The sequence below is a fragment of the Acidovorax sp. genome (assembly GCF_047607405.1).
In the GTDB taxonomy this organism is placed as follows: Bacteria; Pseudomonadota; Gammaproteobacteria; order Burkholderiales; family Burkholderiaceae_C; genus Acidovorax.
Map to the genome: position 1 here is coordinate 1 of NZ_JASGDA010000089.1, position 16,086 is coordinate 16,086.

Annotated in this window: 18 protein-coding genes; 16 read left to right on the plus strand and 2 right to left on the minus strand. The window is 65.4% G+C overall.

Annotation, left to right across the window (positions count from 1 at the left end):
• Window positions 1–121: 121 nt before the first annotated feature.
• The 9 genes from QM569_RS10485 to ntrC all read left to right on the plus strand — a co-directional run bounded on the left by QM569_RS10485 (window position 122) and on the right by ntrC (window position 9,693).
• Window positions 122–874, plus strand: coding sequence for a 16S rRNA pseudouridine(516) synthase (locus QM569_RS10485; protein ID WP_414987175.1), 753 nt, complete (start codon window positions 122–124; stop codon window positions 872–874).
• 58 nt (window positions 875–932) lie between these two features.
• Window positions 933–1,919, plus strand: a complete 987-nt coding sequence (locus QM569_RS10490; protein WP_414987176.1) for a YncE family protein — start codon at window positions 933–935, stop codon at window positions 1,917–1,919.
• A 20-nt stretch (window positions 1,920–1,939) separates the two neighbouring features.
• Window positions 1,940–2,719, plus strand: coding sequence for a polysaccharide deacetylase family protein (locus QM569_RS10495; RefSeq protein ID WP_414987177.1), 780 nt, complete (start codon window positions 1,940–1,942; stop codon window positions 2,717–2,719).
• 2 nt (window positions 2,720–2,721) lie between these two features.
• Window positions 2,722–3,699 (plus strand): sterol desaturase family protein, encoded by a 978-nt coding sequence (locus tag QM569_RS10500; RefSeq protein WP_414987178.1) that lies wholly within the window; start codon window positions 2,722–2,724, stop codon window positions 3,697–3,699.
• 33 nt (window positions 3,700–3,732) lie between these two features.
• Window positions 3,733–4,635, plus strand: a complete 903-nt coding sequence (locus QM569_RS10505; RefSeq protein ID WP_414987179.1) for an EI24 domain-containing protein — start codon at window positions 3,733–3,735, stop codon at window positions 4,633–4,635.
• Between the two features lie 230 nt (window positions 4,636–4,865).
• The gene (glnA, locus tag QM569_RS10510) at window positions 4,866–6,281 is read left to right on the plus strand and encodes a type I glutamate--ammonia ligase (protein WP_414987180.1); all 1,416 of its coding nucleotides are present in this window, start codon (window positions 4,866–4,868) and stop codon (window positions 6,279–6,281) included.
• Between the two features lie 206 nt (window positions 6,282–6,487).
• Entirely contained in the window at window positions 6,488–6,988 is a 501-nt protein-coding gene (locus tag QM569_RS10515; RefSeq protein ID WP_414987181.1) for a hypothetical protein, read from the plus strand.
• 66 nt (window positions 6,989–7,054) lie between these two features.
• Window positions 7,055–8,077, plus strand: coding sequence for a nitrogen regulation protein NR(II) (gene glnL, locus QM569_RS10520; RefSeq protein ID WP_414987191.1), 1,023 nt, complete (start codon window positions 7,055–7,057; stop codon window positions 8,075–8,077).
• Between the two features lie 44 nt (window positions 8,078–8,121).
• Complete coding sequence (gene ntrC / locus QM569_RS10525; protein WP_414987182.1) at window positions 8,122–9,693, plus strand: nitrogen regulation protein NR(I); 1,572 nt, start codon at window positions 8,122–8,124, stop codon at window positions 9,691–9,693.
• A gap of 59 nt (window positions 9,694–9,752) precedes the next feature.
• On the opposite strand, the gene xth is transcribed toward ntrC, so the two are convergent.
• Window positions 9,753–10,529, minus strand: a complete 777-nt coding sequence (xth, locus tag QM569_RS10530; protein WP_414987183.1) for an exodeoxyribonuclease III — start codon at window positions 10,527–10,529, stop codon at window positions 9,753–9,755.
• 229 nt (window positions 10,530–10,758) lie between these two features.
• Window positions 10,759–10,917 (minus strand): hypothetical protein, encoded by a 159-nt coding sequence (locus QM569_RS10535; RefSeq protein ID WP_414987184.1) that lies wholly within the window; start codon window positions 10,915–10,917, stop codon window positions 10,759–10,761.
• Here QM569_RS10535 and QM569_RS10540 point away from each other — a divergent pair.
• The 7 genes from QM569_RS10540 to QM569_RS10570 all read left to right on the plus strand — a co-directional run.
• The gene (locus QM569_RS10540; RefSeq protein WP_414987185.1) at window positions 10,910–11,884 is read left to right on the plus strand and encodes a Bug family tripartite tricarboxylate transporter substrate binding protein; all 975 of its coding nucleotides are present in this window, start codon (window positions 10,910–10,912) and stop codon (window positions 11,882–11,884) included. The two genes, QM569_RS10535 and QM569_RS10540, sit on opposite strands and share 8 nt — an antisense overlap.
• A 35-nt stretch (window positions 11,885–11,919) precedes the next feature.
• Window positions 11,920–12,735 carry an SDR family oxidoreductase gene (locus tag QM569_RS10545; RefSeq protein WP_414987186.1) on the plus strand — a complete coding sequence of 272 codons (816 nt, stop codon included), beginning with the start codon at window positions 11,920–11,922 and terminating at the stop codon, window positions 12,733–12,735.
• Window positions 12,736–12,764: 29 nt separating this feature from the next.
• Entirely contained in the window at window positions 12,765–13,313 is a 549-nt protein-coding gene (locus QM569_RS10550) for a cupin domain-containing protein (protein ID WP_414987187.1), read from the plus strand.
• Window positions 13,314–13,350: 37 nt separating this feature from the next.
• The gene (locus QM569_RS10555) at window positions 13,351–14,223 is read left to right on the plus strand and encodes an alpha/beta fold hydrolase (RefSeq protein ID WP_414987188.1); all 873 of its coding nucleotides are present in this window, start codon (window positions 13,351–13,353) and stop codon (window positions 14,221–14,223) included.
• Entirely contained in the window at window positions 14,220–15,083 is an 864-nt protein-coding gene (locus QM569_RS10560; RefSeq protein ID WP_414987189.1) for an IclR family transcriptional regulator, read from the plus strand. The genes QM569_RS10555 and QM569_RS10560 overlap by 4 nt, the downstream gene beginning before the upstream one ends.
• 26 nt (window positions 15,084–15,109) lie before the next feature.
• On the plus strand, window positions 15,110–15,940 hold the full coding sequence (locus QM569_RS10565) for an SDR family oxidoreductase (protein WP_414987190.1): 831 nt from the start codon (window positions 15,110–15,112) through the stop codon (window positions 15,938–15,940).
• Window positions 15,933–16,086 (plus strand): thiamine pyrophosphate-binding protein (locus QM569_RS10570; protein ID WP_414987192.1); only part of this gene is annotated, 154 nt, incomplete at its 3' end. The genes QM569_RS10565 and QM569_RS10570, both read left to right, overlap by 8 nt.

The following is a 16,086-nucleotide window of genomic DNA, read 5'->3' on the forward strand; positions in this document are numbered from 1 at the left end:
CTTCGCGCCGATGATAGTGCGGGTTCCCGTGTGAAAGTAGGTCATCGTCAGGCTCTTACAGCCCAGAAAACCCCCAACCTACCCAGGTTGGGGGTTTTTTGATTTTGGACTCCAAATCACCATGCAACTGCAGGACATTCTGTATTCCCAAGGTTTCGGCACCCGCCGCGTGTGTGCGGGCCTGGTGCAACGAGGCTGGGTGGCTGTGTGCGATCCGGCTGCGGATGCTGGCTACCAGCCATGCCAGGATGCTACGACCGAGTTCGAGCCGGATGTTCTGTTGTTGCGGGTGCAGGGTGTTGATTGGCCGTACCGCGCCAAAGCCTATGTGCTGCTGCACAAACCGGCGGGGACGGAATGCTCGCAGAAGCCCTCGACCTATCCGAGCATCTACACCTTGCTCCCAGCCCCCTTGCGGCAGCGGCCCACGAAAAGTACTGTTCAAGGCGTCCAGGCTGTAGGGCGGTTGGACCAGGACACCACGGGCATGCTGCTGCTGAGTGATGACGGGCAGTTCATCCATCGGATGAGTTCGCCCAAGAAGCACGTTCCCAAGGTCTATCAGGTCACGACCAAGCACCCGGTGGATGCAGAGCAGGCCGCCAGATTGCTCGCGGGCGTGGTGCTGGACGATGATCCCACGCCGGTGAAGGCGGCAGCGTGCGAACTGGTCGGCAGCCACAGGCTGGACCTCACGCTGACAGAGGGCAAGTACCACCAGGTCAAGCGCATGCTCGCTGCTGTTGGCAACCGCGTGGAAGGGCTGCACCGCTCAAAAATTGGCGCAATGGAACTCCCCGAAGACCTGGCGCCCGGGGCGTGGCGCTGGCTTGGTGAGGAAGACTTGCAACGGCTGACCCAGCCCGGCATGTAAAGCGAAAATTGGGGCGCATCGGGCGGCTACACTCGCTGGCTGTGTTGAAAGTGGTTCTGTGAAGATTTTCTCGATTGCGCGTGCGTGTGTCGCCCTGGGCGGGTGGTGGGTGTTGTCGATGGGCCCGGTGCTGGCTGCGGCGGCGCCGCTGTTCGTGCTGAACTCCCTGGAAGCCAACGTCAGTGTCATCGACCCGGACACCTGGACAGAGACTGCGCGCATCCCCACGGGCAAGGAGCCCCATCACCTCTACCTCACCCCCGATGAGAAGTCGATCATCGTCGCCAATGCGCTGGGCGACACGCTGACCTTTCTCGACCCCCGCACAGCCCAGGTCCAGCGCACGCTGCGCGGCATCGTGGACCCGTATCACCTGCGGTTCACGCCGGACATGAAGTGGCTGGTCACGGCGGCCAACCGCTTGAACCACGTGGATTTCTACCGCTGGGACGGTAGGGAGCCGACGCTGGTGCAACGCGTGGCCACGGCCCGCACGCCCAGCCATTTGTGGATCGACAGCCGCAGCACCACGGTCTATTCCACCATGCAGGACAGCGATGAACTGGTGGCAATAGACATCGCCACCCAGGCCATCAAGTGGCGCGTCAAGACGGGCGCCATGCCTGCGGACGTGTACGGCAGCGCCGACGACAAGCGCGTGTTCGTCGGACTGACCGGCAGCGACAGCGTGGAAGTCTTCGACGTGTCGGGCCGTGAGCCGGTGAGCATCAAGAAGATCAAGACTGGCAACGGCGCCCACGCCTTCCGCGCGGCAGGCGACGGGCGGCACTTGTACGTGAGCAACCGTGTTGCCAACTCCATCAGCAAGATCGACATGACGACGCAGCAGGTGGTGGACTCGTACCCGGTTCCAGGCGGGCCGGACTGCATGGAAGTCTCCGCCGATGGCCGCTACATCTACGTGAGTTCGCGCTGGGCGCGCAAGCTGTCCGTGGTGGACACCGAGGCCCGCAAGGTCGTGCGGCAGGTCGCAGTGGGCAAGTCGCCCCATGGCGTATGGACGCTGCAGCACGCGCCGCGCTGACAACGTGTGCGGATCGCCGGATGCGAAAAACTATCGTTTTGATAGCTGCTAGTGCTTATCTGGTAAGCGCTAGCGCCCAAAATGACTGTGATAAATCCGTTTACCTAACCTTCGACACGGGCCACATGGAAGTGGCCCCGCTGATCGCCGATGTCCTGAAGCGCCAGCAGGTGCGCGTGACCTTCTTTGCCGCCAACGAGCGCACGAAGCAAGGCGACGGCAGCCTGGGCGAGTACTGGGCGCCCTGGTGGCGCGCCCGGGCGGCTGAAGGGCACGAGTTCGCCTCGCACACCTGGAGCCATACCTACTGGCGCGCCGACCTGGGCGACGTGCGCCACCCTGCATTCCGTGTGCGCCCATCCGCCGGGCCGCGCGAGGGGCAGACCTTCGTACTGACCGCCGCGCAGTACTGCGAGGAAATCACCCGCGCCGCAGACCGCCTGAAGACCGTGACGGGCAAGGCGCCGCTGCCGCTGTTCCGTGCGCCCGGCGGCAAGACATCGCCCCAACTGCTCGCCAGCGCCCAAGCCTGCGGCTACACCCACGTGGGCTGGTCGCCCACGGGCTTTCTGGGGGACGAACTGCCCAGCGAAAGCGCCAGCAACGATGCGCTGCTGCACAAGGCCCTGCGCGACGTGCGCGGCGGCGACATCTTGCTGGCGCACCTGGGCATCTGGTCGCGCAAGGACGCGTGGGCGCCCGCCGTGCTGGAGCCGCTGATCGTCGGCCTGAAGGCGCGCGGGTTCTGCTTTCGCACGCTGCGCGAGCACCCGGACTACGGTGGCGCGAAGGGGCAGTAACCATGGGCTGGTGGGGTGATAGGTTCGATACCGCGCAGCAGTGGCTGTTCGAGAGCGTGCTGCAGCCGCTGATGTTCTCCATGGGCCTCGCCAGCCAGCTCGAAAGCGGCTACGAGGCCGCGGGCTGGCTGCTCGTAGGCCTGCTGCAGTTGGTCCTGATAGCGGCAGTGATGGGCCCCTTGCAGCGCTGGCGACCGGTCGAAGCCGTGACGGATCGGGCCACCGTCCGGACCGACATCCTCTACACACTGATCCATCGCCTGGGCCTGTTTCGCCTGGGGTTGTTCCTGGCTGTGCAGCCGGCCATGGATTCCTTCTTTGGCGCGTTGCGGGTGGCGGGCTTCAGCACCTTGCAACTCGACGGCGTGTGGCCCGGCGTCACCGACCGGCCCTGGGTCAGCCTGCTGCTGTACCTGATGGTGTTCGACTTCGTGGACTACTGGATCCACCGGGGGCAGCACCACTTCGAATGGTGGTGGCGGCTGCATTCGCTGCACCACGCGCAGCGGCAGATGACGATGTGGAGCGACAACCGCAACCACCTGCTCGACGACCTTATGCGCGACACCATCCTGGTGGTGGTGGCGCAACTCATCGGTGTGGCGCCGGGGCAGTTCATCGCCATCGTGGCGATCACGCAGCTCAGCGAGAGCTTTCAGCACGCCAACCTGCGCCTGTGGTTTGGCCGTTGGGGCGAGCGCCTGTGGATCAGTCCGCGTTTTCACCGGCGGCACCACAGCATCGGCGTCGGCCATGAAACGGAGCGACCGGACCGCGTCGTGCTGGGCGGCTGCAACTTCGGCGTGCTGCTGCCCTGGTGGGACATGCTGATGCGCACCGCCGACTTCACGCAGCGCTACGACCCCACCGGCGTGCGCGACCAGGTCGAGCCCGGGCCGGATGGCCGCGTGCGCGACTACGGGCGCGGCTTCTGGTCGCAGCAGTGGCGGGGCGTGCTGCGGCTGCTGGGCCGTGCCTGAAATACCGTCCCGCCAAGGCGCTATGCTTGCCCCATGGGACTTCTTTTCGACTCCTTCTGGCGCGCTGCGGCCTACTGCCTGTTTCCGCGCGTGATCGCTCTGTCCGTGCTGCCGCTGGCTTTGATGGCCGCCGCCGCGCTGGGCCTGGGCTATTTCTACTGGGACGCCGCAGTGCAGGCGATGCGCGCCGCGCTGGAGTCCTCCACGCTGCTGGCTGGTGTCTGGAACTGGATGCAGGGCTGGGGCATGGGCGACTTGTCGTGGGCGCTGGCGCTGCTCACCCTGGTGGTAGCGGCACCCGTCCTGGTGCTGGCTTCGCTGCTACTGGTCGCCGTGCTGATGACGCCCGCGCTCGTCGCCCTGGTGGGCGAGCGGCGCTTTCCTGATCTGGAGAAAAAAAAGGGCGCCTCTTTCATCGCCAGCGTGACCTGGTCGCTGGCGTCCACCGTGCTGGCCCTGGTGGCGCTGGTCTTGTCCGTGCCGCTGTGGGCGGTGCCGCCGCTGGTGCTGATCCTGCCGCCGCTGATCTGGGGCTGGCTGACCTACCGCGTCATGACCTTCGACGCGCTGGCCGAGCATGCCAGCAAGGAGGAGCGGCAAGAGATCTTCCGCCGCCACCGCGCAAGCCTGCTGGGCATCGGCGTTATTTGCGGCTACCTGGGCGCCGCGCCCAGCATCCTGTGGGCGTCCGGCGTGGTGTTCGCCGCCGCGTTCTTCGTGCTGGTGCCGTTGGCGATCTGGATTTACACGCTGGTGTTCGCGTTCTGCTCGCTGTGGTTCACGCACTATGCGCTGGCCGCGCTGCAGCAGTTGCGCGCCGAGGCCGTGTCAGCGCCTGTGTCCAACCCGGTGCAGGTCATTCCACCCGCACTGCCTGCGATCGAGACGGCTCCCGCAGCGCTGCCGCATGCTCCTGGACGGGATGGTGCTCTCTAAGTGCATGTGCTGCGCCAACATGATGCGGTGAATGCACCAATTCGGTGCCAATCGAGTTCCTCCATGTTTTTTGAAGAATTCGCACCTGATTGGTGCATCCTTGGGGTGCCCCTGGTCATATGGCTTACCGTGCGCCTTCCCAGTGCAGCTACCGTGGGTGGTTGGCATGTAAACTGCTTTTGCTGAGACAAATCCCTTTTTTCAACAAGCGCTTTACCCAGGAGAACCTGATGGCCAAGACCGTTGCAGACGTGATGAAGATGGTGAAGGAAAACGAAGTCAAGTTCGTGGACTTCCGTTTCACCGATACCCGTGGCAAGGAGCAGCACGTGACCGTGCCTGTGTCCCACTTCGACGAAGACAAGTTCACGTCCGGCCACGCATTCGACGGTTCCTCGGTGGCGGGTTGGAAGGGCATCGAAGCTTCGGACATGCAACTGATGCCCGACCCCAGCACCGCCAACATCGACCCTTTCTTCGAGGAAACCACGCTGTTTCTGCAGTGCGACGTGATCGAGCCCGGTGACGGCAAGGCCTACGACCGCGACCCGCGCTCCATCGCCAAGCGCGCCGAAGCCTACCTCAAGGCCTCGGGCCTGGGTGACACGGCCTACTTTGGTCCCGAGCCCGAGTTCTTTATCTTCGATGGTGTGCGCTGGTCGAACGAGCCCGGTCGCGTGTTCAGCGAGATTGAGGAATACGAGGCACCCTGGAATTCCGGCGCCAAGCTCGAAGGCGGCAACCGTGGCCACCGTCCCACCACCAAGGGCGGCTACTTCCCCGTGCCCCCTGTGGACAGCACGCAGGACATGCGCGCCGAGATGGTCCTGATCCTCGAATCGCTGGGCATCCCTGTCGAAGTGTTCCACCACGAAGTGGCAGGCGCAGGCCAGAACGAGATCGGCACCAAGTTCAGCACGCTGGTAGAGCGCGCCGACTGGACGCAGGTGCTCAAGTACGTGGTCTGGAACGTCGCCAACGCGTATGGCAAGACGGCGACCTTCATGCCCAAGCCCTACGCCGGTGACAACGGTTCGGGCATGCACGTTCACCAGTCCATCTGGAAGGACGGCAAGAACCTGTTTGCAGGCGACGGCTATGCGGGCCTGTCTGACTTCGCGCTGTACTACATCGGCGGCATCATCAAGCATGCCCGCGCCCTGAACGCCATCACCAACCCCGGCACCAACAGCTACAAGCGCCTGGTGCCTGGCTTCGAGGCGCCTGTGAAGCTGGCCTACTCGGCCCGCAACCGCTCGGCTTCCATCCGCATCCCCTACGTGGCCAACCCCAAGGGCCGTCGCATCGAGGCGCGCTTCCCCGACCCCTCGGCCAACCCCTACCTGGCCTTCTCGGCCCTGATGATGGCGGGCCTGGACGGTGTGGAGAACAAGATCCACCCCGGCGAAGCCGCCACCAAGGACCTGTACCACCTGCCGCCCGAGGAAGACAAGCTGGTGCCCACCGTGTGCCACAGCCTCGATCAGGCGCTGGAGTATCTCGACAAGGATCGCGGTTTCCTGACCAAGGGTGGCGTGTTCACCGACTCCATGCTCGACGCCTACATCGACCTCAAGATGGGCGAAGTCACGCGCTTTCGCATGGCGCCGCACCCGGTCGAGTTCGACATGTACTACTCGCTGTAATTGCCAGCCTTCGGTCCATGGCACACAAAAAGGGCGGCGCAAGCCGCCTTTTTCGTTGATGACTCAGGGAACCTGGGGCGCGCCGTTGCATCCCTTGTACGTAAGTGCAAAGCCCTTACCTGGGCATGCCGATCCTGGATTGGCGATGCGTGGTGATTGGGGGATACTCCCCCCGAAAGCCCTGCATGGCAGTGCGAGGAACCCGAATGAAGAAGACGCTCACCATCCTGTTACTGATCGCCGCCGCAGCACCAGTCGCCTGGGCGCAAGACCGTATCTACCGCTGTGGCAACGAATACACCAACAACACCCAGCAGGCCAAGGAGCGCGGCTGCAAGCTGGTGGAGGGGGGCAACGTCACCGTGCTGCAAGGCAGCCGCCCGGCGGCGGGGGGCACGTCTGCGGGCGGTGCCAGCGCCTCATCATCGTCGCCGCCCAGCGCGCCGCGCGTCAGCGCCAATGACCAGAAGGCCCGCGACGCCGACGCCCGCGCCATCCTGGAGGCTGAGTTGCGCAAGGCCGAGGCCCGCCATGCCGCGCTGGTGAAGGAATACAACGGCGGTGCGCCCGAGCGCGGCGCGCTCGACCTGCGCAACCCCCAGCGCTACATCGAGCGCACCGAAGAGCTCAAGGCCAGCGTCGCGCGCAGCGAAAGCGATATCGCCGGCATCAAGCGCGAAATCGCACGCCTGCCCCCGGCAAACTAAGTGAACCCTGCGACCATCCCCAGCGCCCCGTCCACCGACACGGGGCGCTTTCAATCTCTGGACCTGATGTCCACCCTGGTGGCGGTGCTGCGGGCCGACGGCGCCGTGCAGTTCGCCAATGCCGCTCTGGAAAACACCCTGGGCCTGTCGCGCCGCACGCTGGAAGGGGTGGACTTTTCCACTTTCTTCACCGACCCGGCCCTGCTGCAGACGGCGCTGGAGGGCGCGCGGGGTCAGGACTTCGCCGCGCTGCGCTACGAGGCCAGCCTGAAGCGCCCGCACCAGGAGCCCATCCCCGTGCATGTGAGCGTGGCCGACGCCGAGCAGGCGGGCGAGGTGCTGGTGGAACTGTGGCCCCTGGAGCAGCAGGCCCGCCAGGACCGGGAGGAGCGCCTGCTCGAACAGTCCCAGGCCAACAAGGAGCTGATCCGCAACCTGGCGCACGAGATCAAGAACCCGCTGGGCGGCATCCGCGGCGCGGCGCAGTTGCTGGAGATGGAACTGGACAACCGCGAACTGACCGAATACACCCAGGTCATCATCCACGAGGCCGACCGCCTGCAAAGCCTGGTGGACCGTCTGCTCGCCCCGCACCGCCACCCCCATCTGGTGGGCGACGTGAACATTCACGAAGTCTGCGAGCGTGTGCGCTCCCTGGTGCTGCTGGAGCACCCGCAGGGGCTGAAGGTACAGCGCGACTACGATACTTCCATCCCCGAATTCCGCGGCGACCGCGAGCAGATCATCCAGGCCGTGCTGAACATCGTGCAGAACGCGGCCCAGGCGCTGTTCGAGCGCATCGCGGCAGGCGATGCCGTCATCACACTGCGCACGCGCGTGGCTCGGCAGATCACGTTCAGCCGCCAGCGCTACCGACTGGCACTGGAATTGCATGTCATCGACAACGGACCGGGCGTGCCCGATGCCATCAAGGAGCGGATTTTTTACCCCCTGGTGTCGGGCCGTGACGGCGGATCAGGGCTGGGGCTCACGCTGGCGCAAACCTTCGTGCAGCGCCACCATGGGTTGATCGAATGCGACAGCGTACCGGGTCGCACCGACTTCCGCATCCTGATTCCCTTGCCCTGAGGTCCCCGACGACATGCAACCACAGCGAAGGTAAGAAACAAGCTATGAAGCCGATCTGGATAGTGGATGACGACCCCTCGATCCGCTTCGTCTTGGAAAAGGCGCTGGCCCGCGAGGGCCTGCCCACGCGCAGCTTCACCAACCCGCGTGAAGTGCTGGACGCGCTGGCCGATGTCGCTGCGGGCGACCCCGCCCGCCTGGGCCCGCAGGTGCTGGTGAGCGACATCCGCATGCCCGGCGGCTCGGGTCTGCAATTGCTGGAGAAAGTACGCGATCTGCAGCCTGGCCTGCCCGTCATCATCATGACGGCGTACTCCGACTTGGACAGTGCCGTCTCCGCCTTCCAGCGCGGCGCGTTCGAGTACCTGCCCAAGCCCTTCGATCTGCCCAAGGCCGTGGAACTGATCCGCCGTGCCGTGGAAGAAAGCCAGCGCGAGGAAGTCACCGAGGAGCGCCAGGCCGACACCCCCGAGATGTTGGGCCAGGCGCCCGCCATGCAGGACGTGTTCCGCGCCATCGGGCGCCTGTCGCAAAGCCAGGTCACCGTGCTCATCACCGGCGAGTCCGGTTCGGGCAAGGAACTGGTGGCACGCGCGCTGCACAAGCATTCGCCCGTCTCGGGCGGCCCCTTCGTCGCCATCAACACCGCCGCCATCCCCAAGGACCTGCTGGAGAGCGAACTCTTCGGCCATGAGCGCGGCGCCTTCACCGGCGCGCAGACGCAGCGGCGCGGGCGATTCGAGCAGGCCGAGGGCGGGACGCTGTTCCTCGACGAAATCGGCGACATGCCGTTCGATTTGCAAACGCGCCTGCTGCGCGTATTGAGCGACGGCCAGTTCTACCGCGTGGGCGGCCACGCGGCCGTGAAGGCCCACGTGCGCGTGATCGCCGCCACCCACCAGGACCTGGAAAAGCGCGTGAAGGACGGCGCGTTCCGCGAAGACTTGTTCCACCGCCTCAACGTCATCCGCCTGCGCCTGCCCGCCCTGCGCGAGCGGCACGAGGACGTGCCCATGCTCACGCGCCACTTTCTGCAGCAAAGCGCGCGGCAGCTCGGCGTGGAGCCCAAGCGCATCGCCGACGCAGCACTGGCGCGGCTGGAGCAGTTCGCCTTTCCGGGCAACGTACGCCAGCTGGAGAACATCTGCCACTGGCTCACCGTGATGGCGCCCGCCCAGGTCATCTCGCTGCAGGACCTGCCGCCCGAGGTGCTGGAAACGGCCGTCCACCAGCCCCCGCAGCGCGTCGTGGCCGATGCGCCTTCCGCTTCGCCCGAGCCCACCGCCGCTGCTGCTTCTGCGCCAGACAGGGTCTGGGCTGCCCCGGCGGACGAGCCCCCGTCATCCGTTGCCGCCATCGCGCCGCCGCCCTTGGTCGGCAGCGGCGGCATCACCTGGGAGCAGGGCCTGGAGAGCGAGGCCCAGAAGCTTCTGGCAGGCGGCCAGTCGGAGGTGTGGGATGCGCTCACGCGCCGCTTTGAATCACGCCTGATCCGCACCGCGCTCAGCGCCACCCATGGGCGCCGCATGGAAGCCGCCCAGCGCCTGGGCATAGGGCGCAACACCATCACGCGCAAGATCCAGGAGTTGGGGCTTGATGCGCCGGATGAGGCATGAAATTGGCCTCTAGCGCTTACCAGTCAAGCACTGATAGCTATTAAAATAATAGCAATTCATCAGCCCAGTGTGGCGATCACGGGTGCATGGTCGCTGGGCTGAGGGTTCTTGCGCGGCGTGCGGTCGATGGTGCAGGCCGTCACGCTGCCGCGCAGCGCATCGCTCACCAGAATGTGGTCGATGCGCAGGCCCCGGTTCTTCTGGAAGCCCAGCATGCGGTAGTCCCACCACGAGAAGCTTTTCTCGGGCTGCTCGAACAGGCGGAAGGCATCCGTCAGGCCCAGGTCCAGCAGTTGGCGGAAATGCTGGCGCTCCTGCACCGTGTGGTGGATCGTGTCCTTGAGCCCCGCCGGGTCGAAGGAGTCGCGGTCTTCGGGCGCGACGTTGAAGTCTCCCACCAGCGCCAGCCGAGGGTGCGCGGCCAGCTCGCCGCGCAGCCAGTCGTGCAAGGCCGCCAGCCACTGCAGCTTGTAGGCAAACTTGTCCGTGCCAGGTGCCTGGCCGTTGACGAAATAGCAGTTGACCAGCCGCAGCGGGCCGCCGGCCGTGTCCAGCGTGGCGGCGATCACGCGCGCCTGCTCGTCGCCATGTCCGGGGATGTTGCGCACCACGTCGCGCGCGGGGGAGCGGCTGACGATGGCCACGCCGTTGTAGGTCTTTTGCCCGAAGCAGACCGCGTGGTAGCCCGCTGCCTGAAAGGCGTCGTGCGGAAACTTCTCGTCCACCAGCTTCAGTTCCTGCAGGCCGATGGCGTCCACCGGGTTGGCTTCGAGCCAAGCGAGAACCTGCGGCAGGCGCACGGAAAGGGAGTTGATGTTCCAGGTGGCGATTTGCATGGGGTTGAGAAGCTTGGGTAAACCTGTAGCTTACGACGGTATTTCAAGCGGTGACCGGCGCTGTGTGGCGCGCCAGGGCAATGCCGCTGGCTTGCTCGGCGGGCGCCGCGTCCCCCTGGTGGTGCGCCCGTCACCGGCGCAGTGCGTGCTTTTTCATTTTCGGTATCGCCCTCGCCCGTCCCGCAGGATTGGGCGATTTTTTGCTGGCATGAATGATGCTTAAGTTGTCTCACTTTGGAATCGTTGATTCTTTAGTGAAACAGTCGGCATCAGGAGCAAGGGTTAATACTGATATGAATTGCAAATCTCTGTCATATTCTTGCGTTGGTGTTTCGATGATAAATCCTTGTTCCACTAATGGGACAAAATCAGGAGTCACGATGATCAAGAAACGAGTGTGGAAATGGTTGGCCGCTTGCGTTGCGGCTGGTGTGGCTGCCACTGCGGCAGCGCAGGGCTGGCCTGTCAAGCCCATCACCATCGTGGTCGCCTATCCGGCGGGCGGCGATACCGATGCGCTGGCCCGTGTCTTTGCCGAAAAGCTGCAGACCCGTCTGGGTCAGCCGGTGCTGGTGGACAACAAGCCTGGCGCCAGCGGCGTGATTGGCAGCAGCTATGTGGCCAAAGCCGCGCCGGACGGCTACACGCTGCTGATGGCGCCCAGCACTTTCACCATGGCGCAACTGGTGCTCAAGACGGCTCCCAGCGCTGCCTACGACGTGCGCGGCGGCTTCACCCCCATCATTCAGGCCGGCGTGCAGCCGCTGTTCATCGTGGCGGGCCCCGCCACCAAGGTGCGAACCCTCAAGGAGGCGATGGACGAATCGAAGAGGGCTGAACTGGCTTACGCCAGCCCCGGCAGCGGCTCGCCGATGCACGTGCTGGGCGAGATGTTCAACAAGGCTGCGGGCGCCAACTTCCGCCACGTGCCCTATCGCGGTGTCGCGCCGGCGCTGACCGACGTGGCTGGCGGCCATGTGCCGCTGACTTGGGTGACGTACGGTCCCGTTGAGCCCTATCTGGCGGATGGCAAGCTGCGCATACTGGGCGTGGCCCAGGCCGAGCGAACACCGCTGGCGCCGCAGGTTCCCACGCTGGCTGAGCAGGGCTACAAAGGAGTGGAAGTCACGGCCTGGAACGGTCTGTACGGCCCCAAGGGGCTGCCTGCGGATGTGGTGAGCAAGCTCAACACGCAACTGAACGAGATCATCCGCTTGCCAGACGTGGCCGCAAAGATGAAAACTCTGGGGGTGCTGCCGGTCGGTGGCCCGCCAGCGAAGCTGGCCAGCACCACCATCGCAGACCTTGAACGCTTCACCCGTGTGGTGAAGGAGCTGAACATCCAGGCTGACTGAGTGTGAGTCCGGGTACGAGAAGAAAGGGTCACGTGATGAGCGCTATCCAGGGTACCGCCGATCCGAGTAGTTTGGTGCAGCTGCTGGCCGAACTGCCGCACGATCTGCTCAAGGGCCGTCGTGTGCTGGTAACCGGTGCTGCGCGCGGCCTGGGCCTGGCCTTTGCCAAATCCATCGCGGTCGCTGGCGGTCGCGTGGTGATCGCCGATGTGCTGGCCGAACTGGCCGCCGCCGAGGCTGCCGCTTTGTGCAGCCAAGGGTTCGACGTTCAGGCGCTGCCGCTGGATCTGTGCGACGCCGCCTCCATCGACGCTTGCGCCGCCGAGTCGGTGCGCCTGCTGGGGGGGCTGGATGGGTTGGTCAACAACGCCGCCATCACCAATTCCGGCGGCAAGGACGCCCACGCGCTCCAGATCGACATGTGGGATCGCGTGATGGACGTCAATGTGCGCGGCACCTGGCTGATGGGCCGTGCCTGCCACGCCGCGCTGGCGCAAAGCGGTCATGGCGCAGTGGTCAATCTGGCGTCCGATACGGCACTCTGGGGCGCTCCCAACCTGCTGGCCTACGCGGCCAGCAAGGGGGCCGTCATCTCGATGACGCGTTCGCTGGCCCGTGAGTGGGGTGGCGACAACATCACCGTGAACGCGGTGGCGCCTGGCCTCACGCTGGTGGAGGCCACCGAATACGTACCCAAGGCGCGGCACGAAAAATACCTGGAAGGCCGCGCCTTGCCGCGCGAACAGCAGGCGGCGGATGTCTGTGGTGCGGTGCTGTTCGCGTTGTCGGGCCTGTCGCGCTTCGTCACGGGGCAGTTGTTCGCCGTCAATGGCGGTTTTGTGATGCATTGAATCGTTTCCCACCCACGCAAGGAGTTCCCATGACCGATCTGTCAGAGCAGCAGCAAATGGATGCCGACAAGCCGAGTTGGACGCGCCCCGAAGGCGCCAGCTTCGAGGACTGGATGAGCACGCGCATTGCGCGCTATTCCACCCGCAAGTACGACTGGAACGCGCTGAAGTTCCAGGCCGACTTCGACCCGAAGTACCGCCGCGCGCAGATGCGCTATCTGGGCACGGGGGGGACGGGCGTCTCGTCCGACATGAACACTGTTCCCGCCGAGCATTTCACTTTCTCGACCATGGTGATCCCGGCCGGCCACGAGGGCCCGCCGCACATCCATGTGGACGTGGAGGAGGTGTTCTTCGTCATGCGCGGCAAGCTCAAGCTGGTGCTGACCACGCTCGAAGGCGAGCGCTACGAGACGGTGCTGACGGACCGCGACCTGGTCTCGGTGCCGCCCGGCGTGTACCGCGAGGAAATCAATATCGGTGACGAGGACGCGCTGATGTGCGTGATGCTGGGCGCCAAGAAGCCCATCACGCCGACCTATCCGCCCGACCACCCGCTGGCCAAGATCAAGCGCTGAAGCCAGCGTCACCATCCTCTGCATGAGGCCGCTTCCCATGACCGACAAATTGCTGCCCGACGCCGAGATCCAGCGCCTGGAAGAGCGCTTTCCAGCGCGCACGATCGCAGTGGGCGGCGGTGCGCAGGTGTCGGTGCGCGAATGCGGTCAAGGCCCTGTCCTGGTGTGCCTGCATGGAATTGGCTCGGGTGCGGCATCTTGGCTGGACGTGGCGCAACAGCTCGCGGGCCGTGCGCGTGTCATTGCCTGGGACGCTCCAGGCTATGGGGACTCCACCTCGGTGGTGCCCAGCGCGCCGTGGGCGGTGGCCTATGCAGACCGATTGCGCATGCTGCTCGACGCGCTGCAGATCGAGCGCTGTGTGCTGGTGGGGCATTCGCTGGGTGCGCTGATGGCCGGTGCCGCTGCGCGCAGGGGTTCTACGCTGGCGCCGCGCATCGCGCGGCTGGTATTGATGAGTCCGGCGCGCGGCTATGGCGCGCCCGGGCGCGAGGCCGAGGCGGCCAGGGTGCATGCCGAGCGGTTGGACAGCCTGAAGCGCCTGGGCATCGCCGGTATGGCAGCGCAGCGCAGTGGGCGGCTGGTGTCCGATGGTGCGGGCGAACTGTCCCGTGCCTGGGTGCGCTGGAACATGGCGCGGCTGAACGAGGCGGGCTATCGGCAGGCGGTGGAACTGCTGTGTGGCGATGACCTTTTCCACTATCTCCCCCCGGTCATGCCGGTGCGCGTGCTGTGCGGCGAGCATGACGTGGTGACGCCTCCGGCAGCCTGTGCCGAAGTTGCCGCTGCTTGCGGCACGAAGCTCGAATTCATCGAACACGCAGGGCATGCATGCTATGTCGAACAACCCGGGCGGGTCGCCGAGGTGTTGGCGGCGGAGCTTGAGGCGGCCTGGAAAGGGCGGGCATGAACGCAGACGTGAATGAAGGCGATGGCGCCGATTCGATCAGCGAAGGCGCGGATCGCTACAACGTGCCCGCGCTGGAGCGCGGCCTGCGGCTGCTGTGCGAGTTCGATCGCACCACGCGCACGCTCTCGGCCCCCGAACTGGCGCGCCGTTTCAAGTTGCCGCGCTCCACGGTGTTCCGGCTCTTGAGCACGCTGGAAAACATGGGTTTCGTCGAGCGAACCGAGAGCGGTCGTGACTACCGGCTGGGTGTGGCTGTGCTGAGGCTCGGTTTTGAGTACCTGGCCTCTCTGGAACTGACCGAACTGGGCACGCCGGTGCTCAATCGCCTTGCAGAGGAGCTGGGCCTTGCCGCCAACCTCGTGGTGCGCGATGGCCGCTCCATTGTTTACGTGGCCAAGGTGGTGCCCTCGGCGCAACCCTTTCGCAGTGCAGTTTCGGTGGGGACGCGCCTGCCGGCCCATGCCACCGTTCTGGGCCGTGTACTGCTGGGAGATCTGACGCTGCCGCAACTGCGCGAGCTGTACCCGGAGCCTGTGCTGGAGGCGTTCTCGGAAGGCACGCCCCACACGACGGCCGAACTGTTCGATCTGGTGCAGGTCGATCGCGCAAAGGGTTACGCGTCGGGCGAGGGCTTCTTCGAGACCAACATTTCCACCGTGGCCGCACCCATCCACGACCGCATGGGGCATCTGGTCGCGGCGCTGGGCGTCACCATTCCTGCGGGTCACATCGACGGCGCAGCGATGGAAAGACTGGAGCGCCGCGTGAAGGCGGATGCCGATGAAATCTCCAGTTTGCTCGGCCACAAGCCGCAAGGCTCCGCAGGTCGGGTGATTCCATTGCCGCTGCACAAGCGCTGAAGCCTTCAAGACCCACGATACCTCCCATGACCCACTCTCCTACGTTTCTCGCTCCTGATGCGCTGACTGGCCGCACGGCGGTCGTCACCGGCGGCTCCTCGGGCATTGGCCTGGCGACCGTCCGCGTGCTGCTGGCCGCTGGCGCTGCCGTGGCCTTGTGTGGGCGCAATGCGGAACGCCTCGACGGTGCGGTGACGCATCTGCGCGCGGAATTTCCCCAGGCCAGGCTTTTCGCCCAGCCCTGCGACGTGCTCGATGCGCCATCGGTCAAGGCCTTCGCTGCCGCCAGCCAGGCTGCGCTGGGGCCAGCCTCGATGCTCGTCAACAACGCAGGGCAGGGGCGCGTGTCCACATTCGCCGATACCGACGACCAAGCCTGGATGGACGAGCTCAAGCTCAAGTTCTTCTCCATCATCCATCCCACGCGCGCCTTTTTGCCGCAGCTCGTGGCCGAGCGCCAGCGCCTGGGTGATGCGGCCATTGCCTGCGCCAACTCGCTGCTGGCGCGCCAGCCCGAGCCGCACATGGTCGCCACCTCGGCGGCGCGTGCGGGCATCCTGAACCTGGTGCGCTCGCTGGCCACGGAGTTCGCGCCGCAGGGCGTGCGCGTCAACGGCATCCTGATCGGCCTGGTCGAGTCGGGCCAGTGGCGCCGCCGCTTCGAGGCGCGCGAGGACAAGACCCAGGACTGGACCGCCTGGAGTGCCGAACTGGCCGCCCAGAAACACATCCCGCTGGGCCGGCTCGGCCATCCCGTCGAAGCCGCACGCGCGCTCACCTTTCTCGTCTCGCCGTTCGCCTCCTACACGAGCGGTGCCCATATCGACATTTCCGGAGGCCATTCCCGCCATGCCTAAGAACTCCCCGCAGCAAGTCACCGTCGGCGCCGTCGTGGCCGCCTTCCTCGAACAATGCGGCGTCAAAGCCGCCTTCGGGGTGATCTCGATCCACAACATGCCGATCCTGGACGCCTTCGCGCAGCGCGGCAAGACGCGCTTCGTGA

Excerpts from the sequence above, each read along its gene's own strand:
- QM569_RS10500 (WP_414987178.1), top strand. The coding sequence starts at position 2,722 with ATGGGCTGGTGGGGTGATAGGTTCGATACCGCGCAGCAGTGGCTGTTC.
- QM569_RS10495 (WP_414987177.1), top strand. The coding sequence starts at position 1,940 with ATGCGAAAAACTATCGTTTTGATAGCTGCTAGTGCTTATCTGGTAAGC.
- ntrC (WP_414987182.1), top strand. The coding sequence starts at position 8,122 with ATGAAGCCGATCTGGATAGTGGATGACGACCCCTCGATCCGCTTCGTC.
- glnA (WP_414987180.1), top strand. The coding sequence starts at position 4,866 with ATGGCCAAGACCGTTGCAGACGTGATGAAGATGGTGAAGGAAAACGAA.
- glnL (WP_414987191.1), top strand. The coding sequence starts at position 7,055 with ATGTCCACCCTGGTGGCGGTGCTGCGGGCCGACGGCGCCGTGCAGTTC.
- QM569_RS10540 (WP_414987185.1), top strand. The coding sequence starts at position 10,910 with ATGATCAAGAAACGAGTGTGGAAATGGTTGGCCGCTTGCGTTGCGGCT.
- QM569_RS10515 (WP_414987181.1), top strand. The coding sequence starts at position 6,488 with ATGAAGAAGACGCTCACCATCCTGTTACTGATCGCCGCCGCAGCACCA.
- QM569_RS10565 (WP_414987190.1), top strand. The coding sequence starts at position 15,110 with ATGACCCACTCTCCTACGTTTCTCGCTCCTGATGCGCTGACTGGCCGC.
- QM569_RS10550 (WP_414987187.1), top strand. The coding sequence starts at position 12,765 with ATGACCGATCTGTCAGAGCAGCAGCAAATGGATGCCGACAAGCCGAGT.
- xth (WP_414987183.1), bottom strand. The coding sequence starts at position 10,529 with ATGCAAATCGCCACCTGGAACATCAACTCCCTTTCCGTGCGCCTGCCG.
- QM569_RS10555 (WP_414987188.1), top strand. The coding sequence starts at position 13,351 with ATGACCGACAAATTGCTGCCCGACGCCGAGATCCAGCGCCTGGAAGAG.
- QM569_RS10485 (WP_414987175.1), top strand. The coding sequence starts at position 122 with ATGCAACTGCAGGACATTCTGTATTCCCAAGGTTTCGGCACCCGCCGC.
- QM569_RS10505 (WP_414987179.1), top strand. The coding sequence starts at position 3,733 with ATGGGACTTCTTTTCGACTCCTTCTGGCGCGCTGCGGCCTACTGCCTG.
- QM569_RS10560 (WP_414987189.1), top strand. The coding sequence starts at position 14,220 with ATGAACGCAGACGTGAATGAAGGCGATGGCGCCGATTCGATCAGCGAA.
- QM569_RS10545 (WP_414987186.1), top strand. The coding sequence starts at position 11,920 with ATGAGCGCTATCCAGGGTACCGCCGATCCGAGTAGTTTGGTGCAGCTG.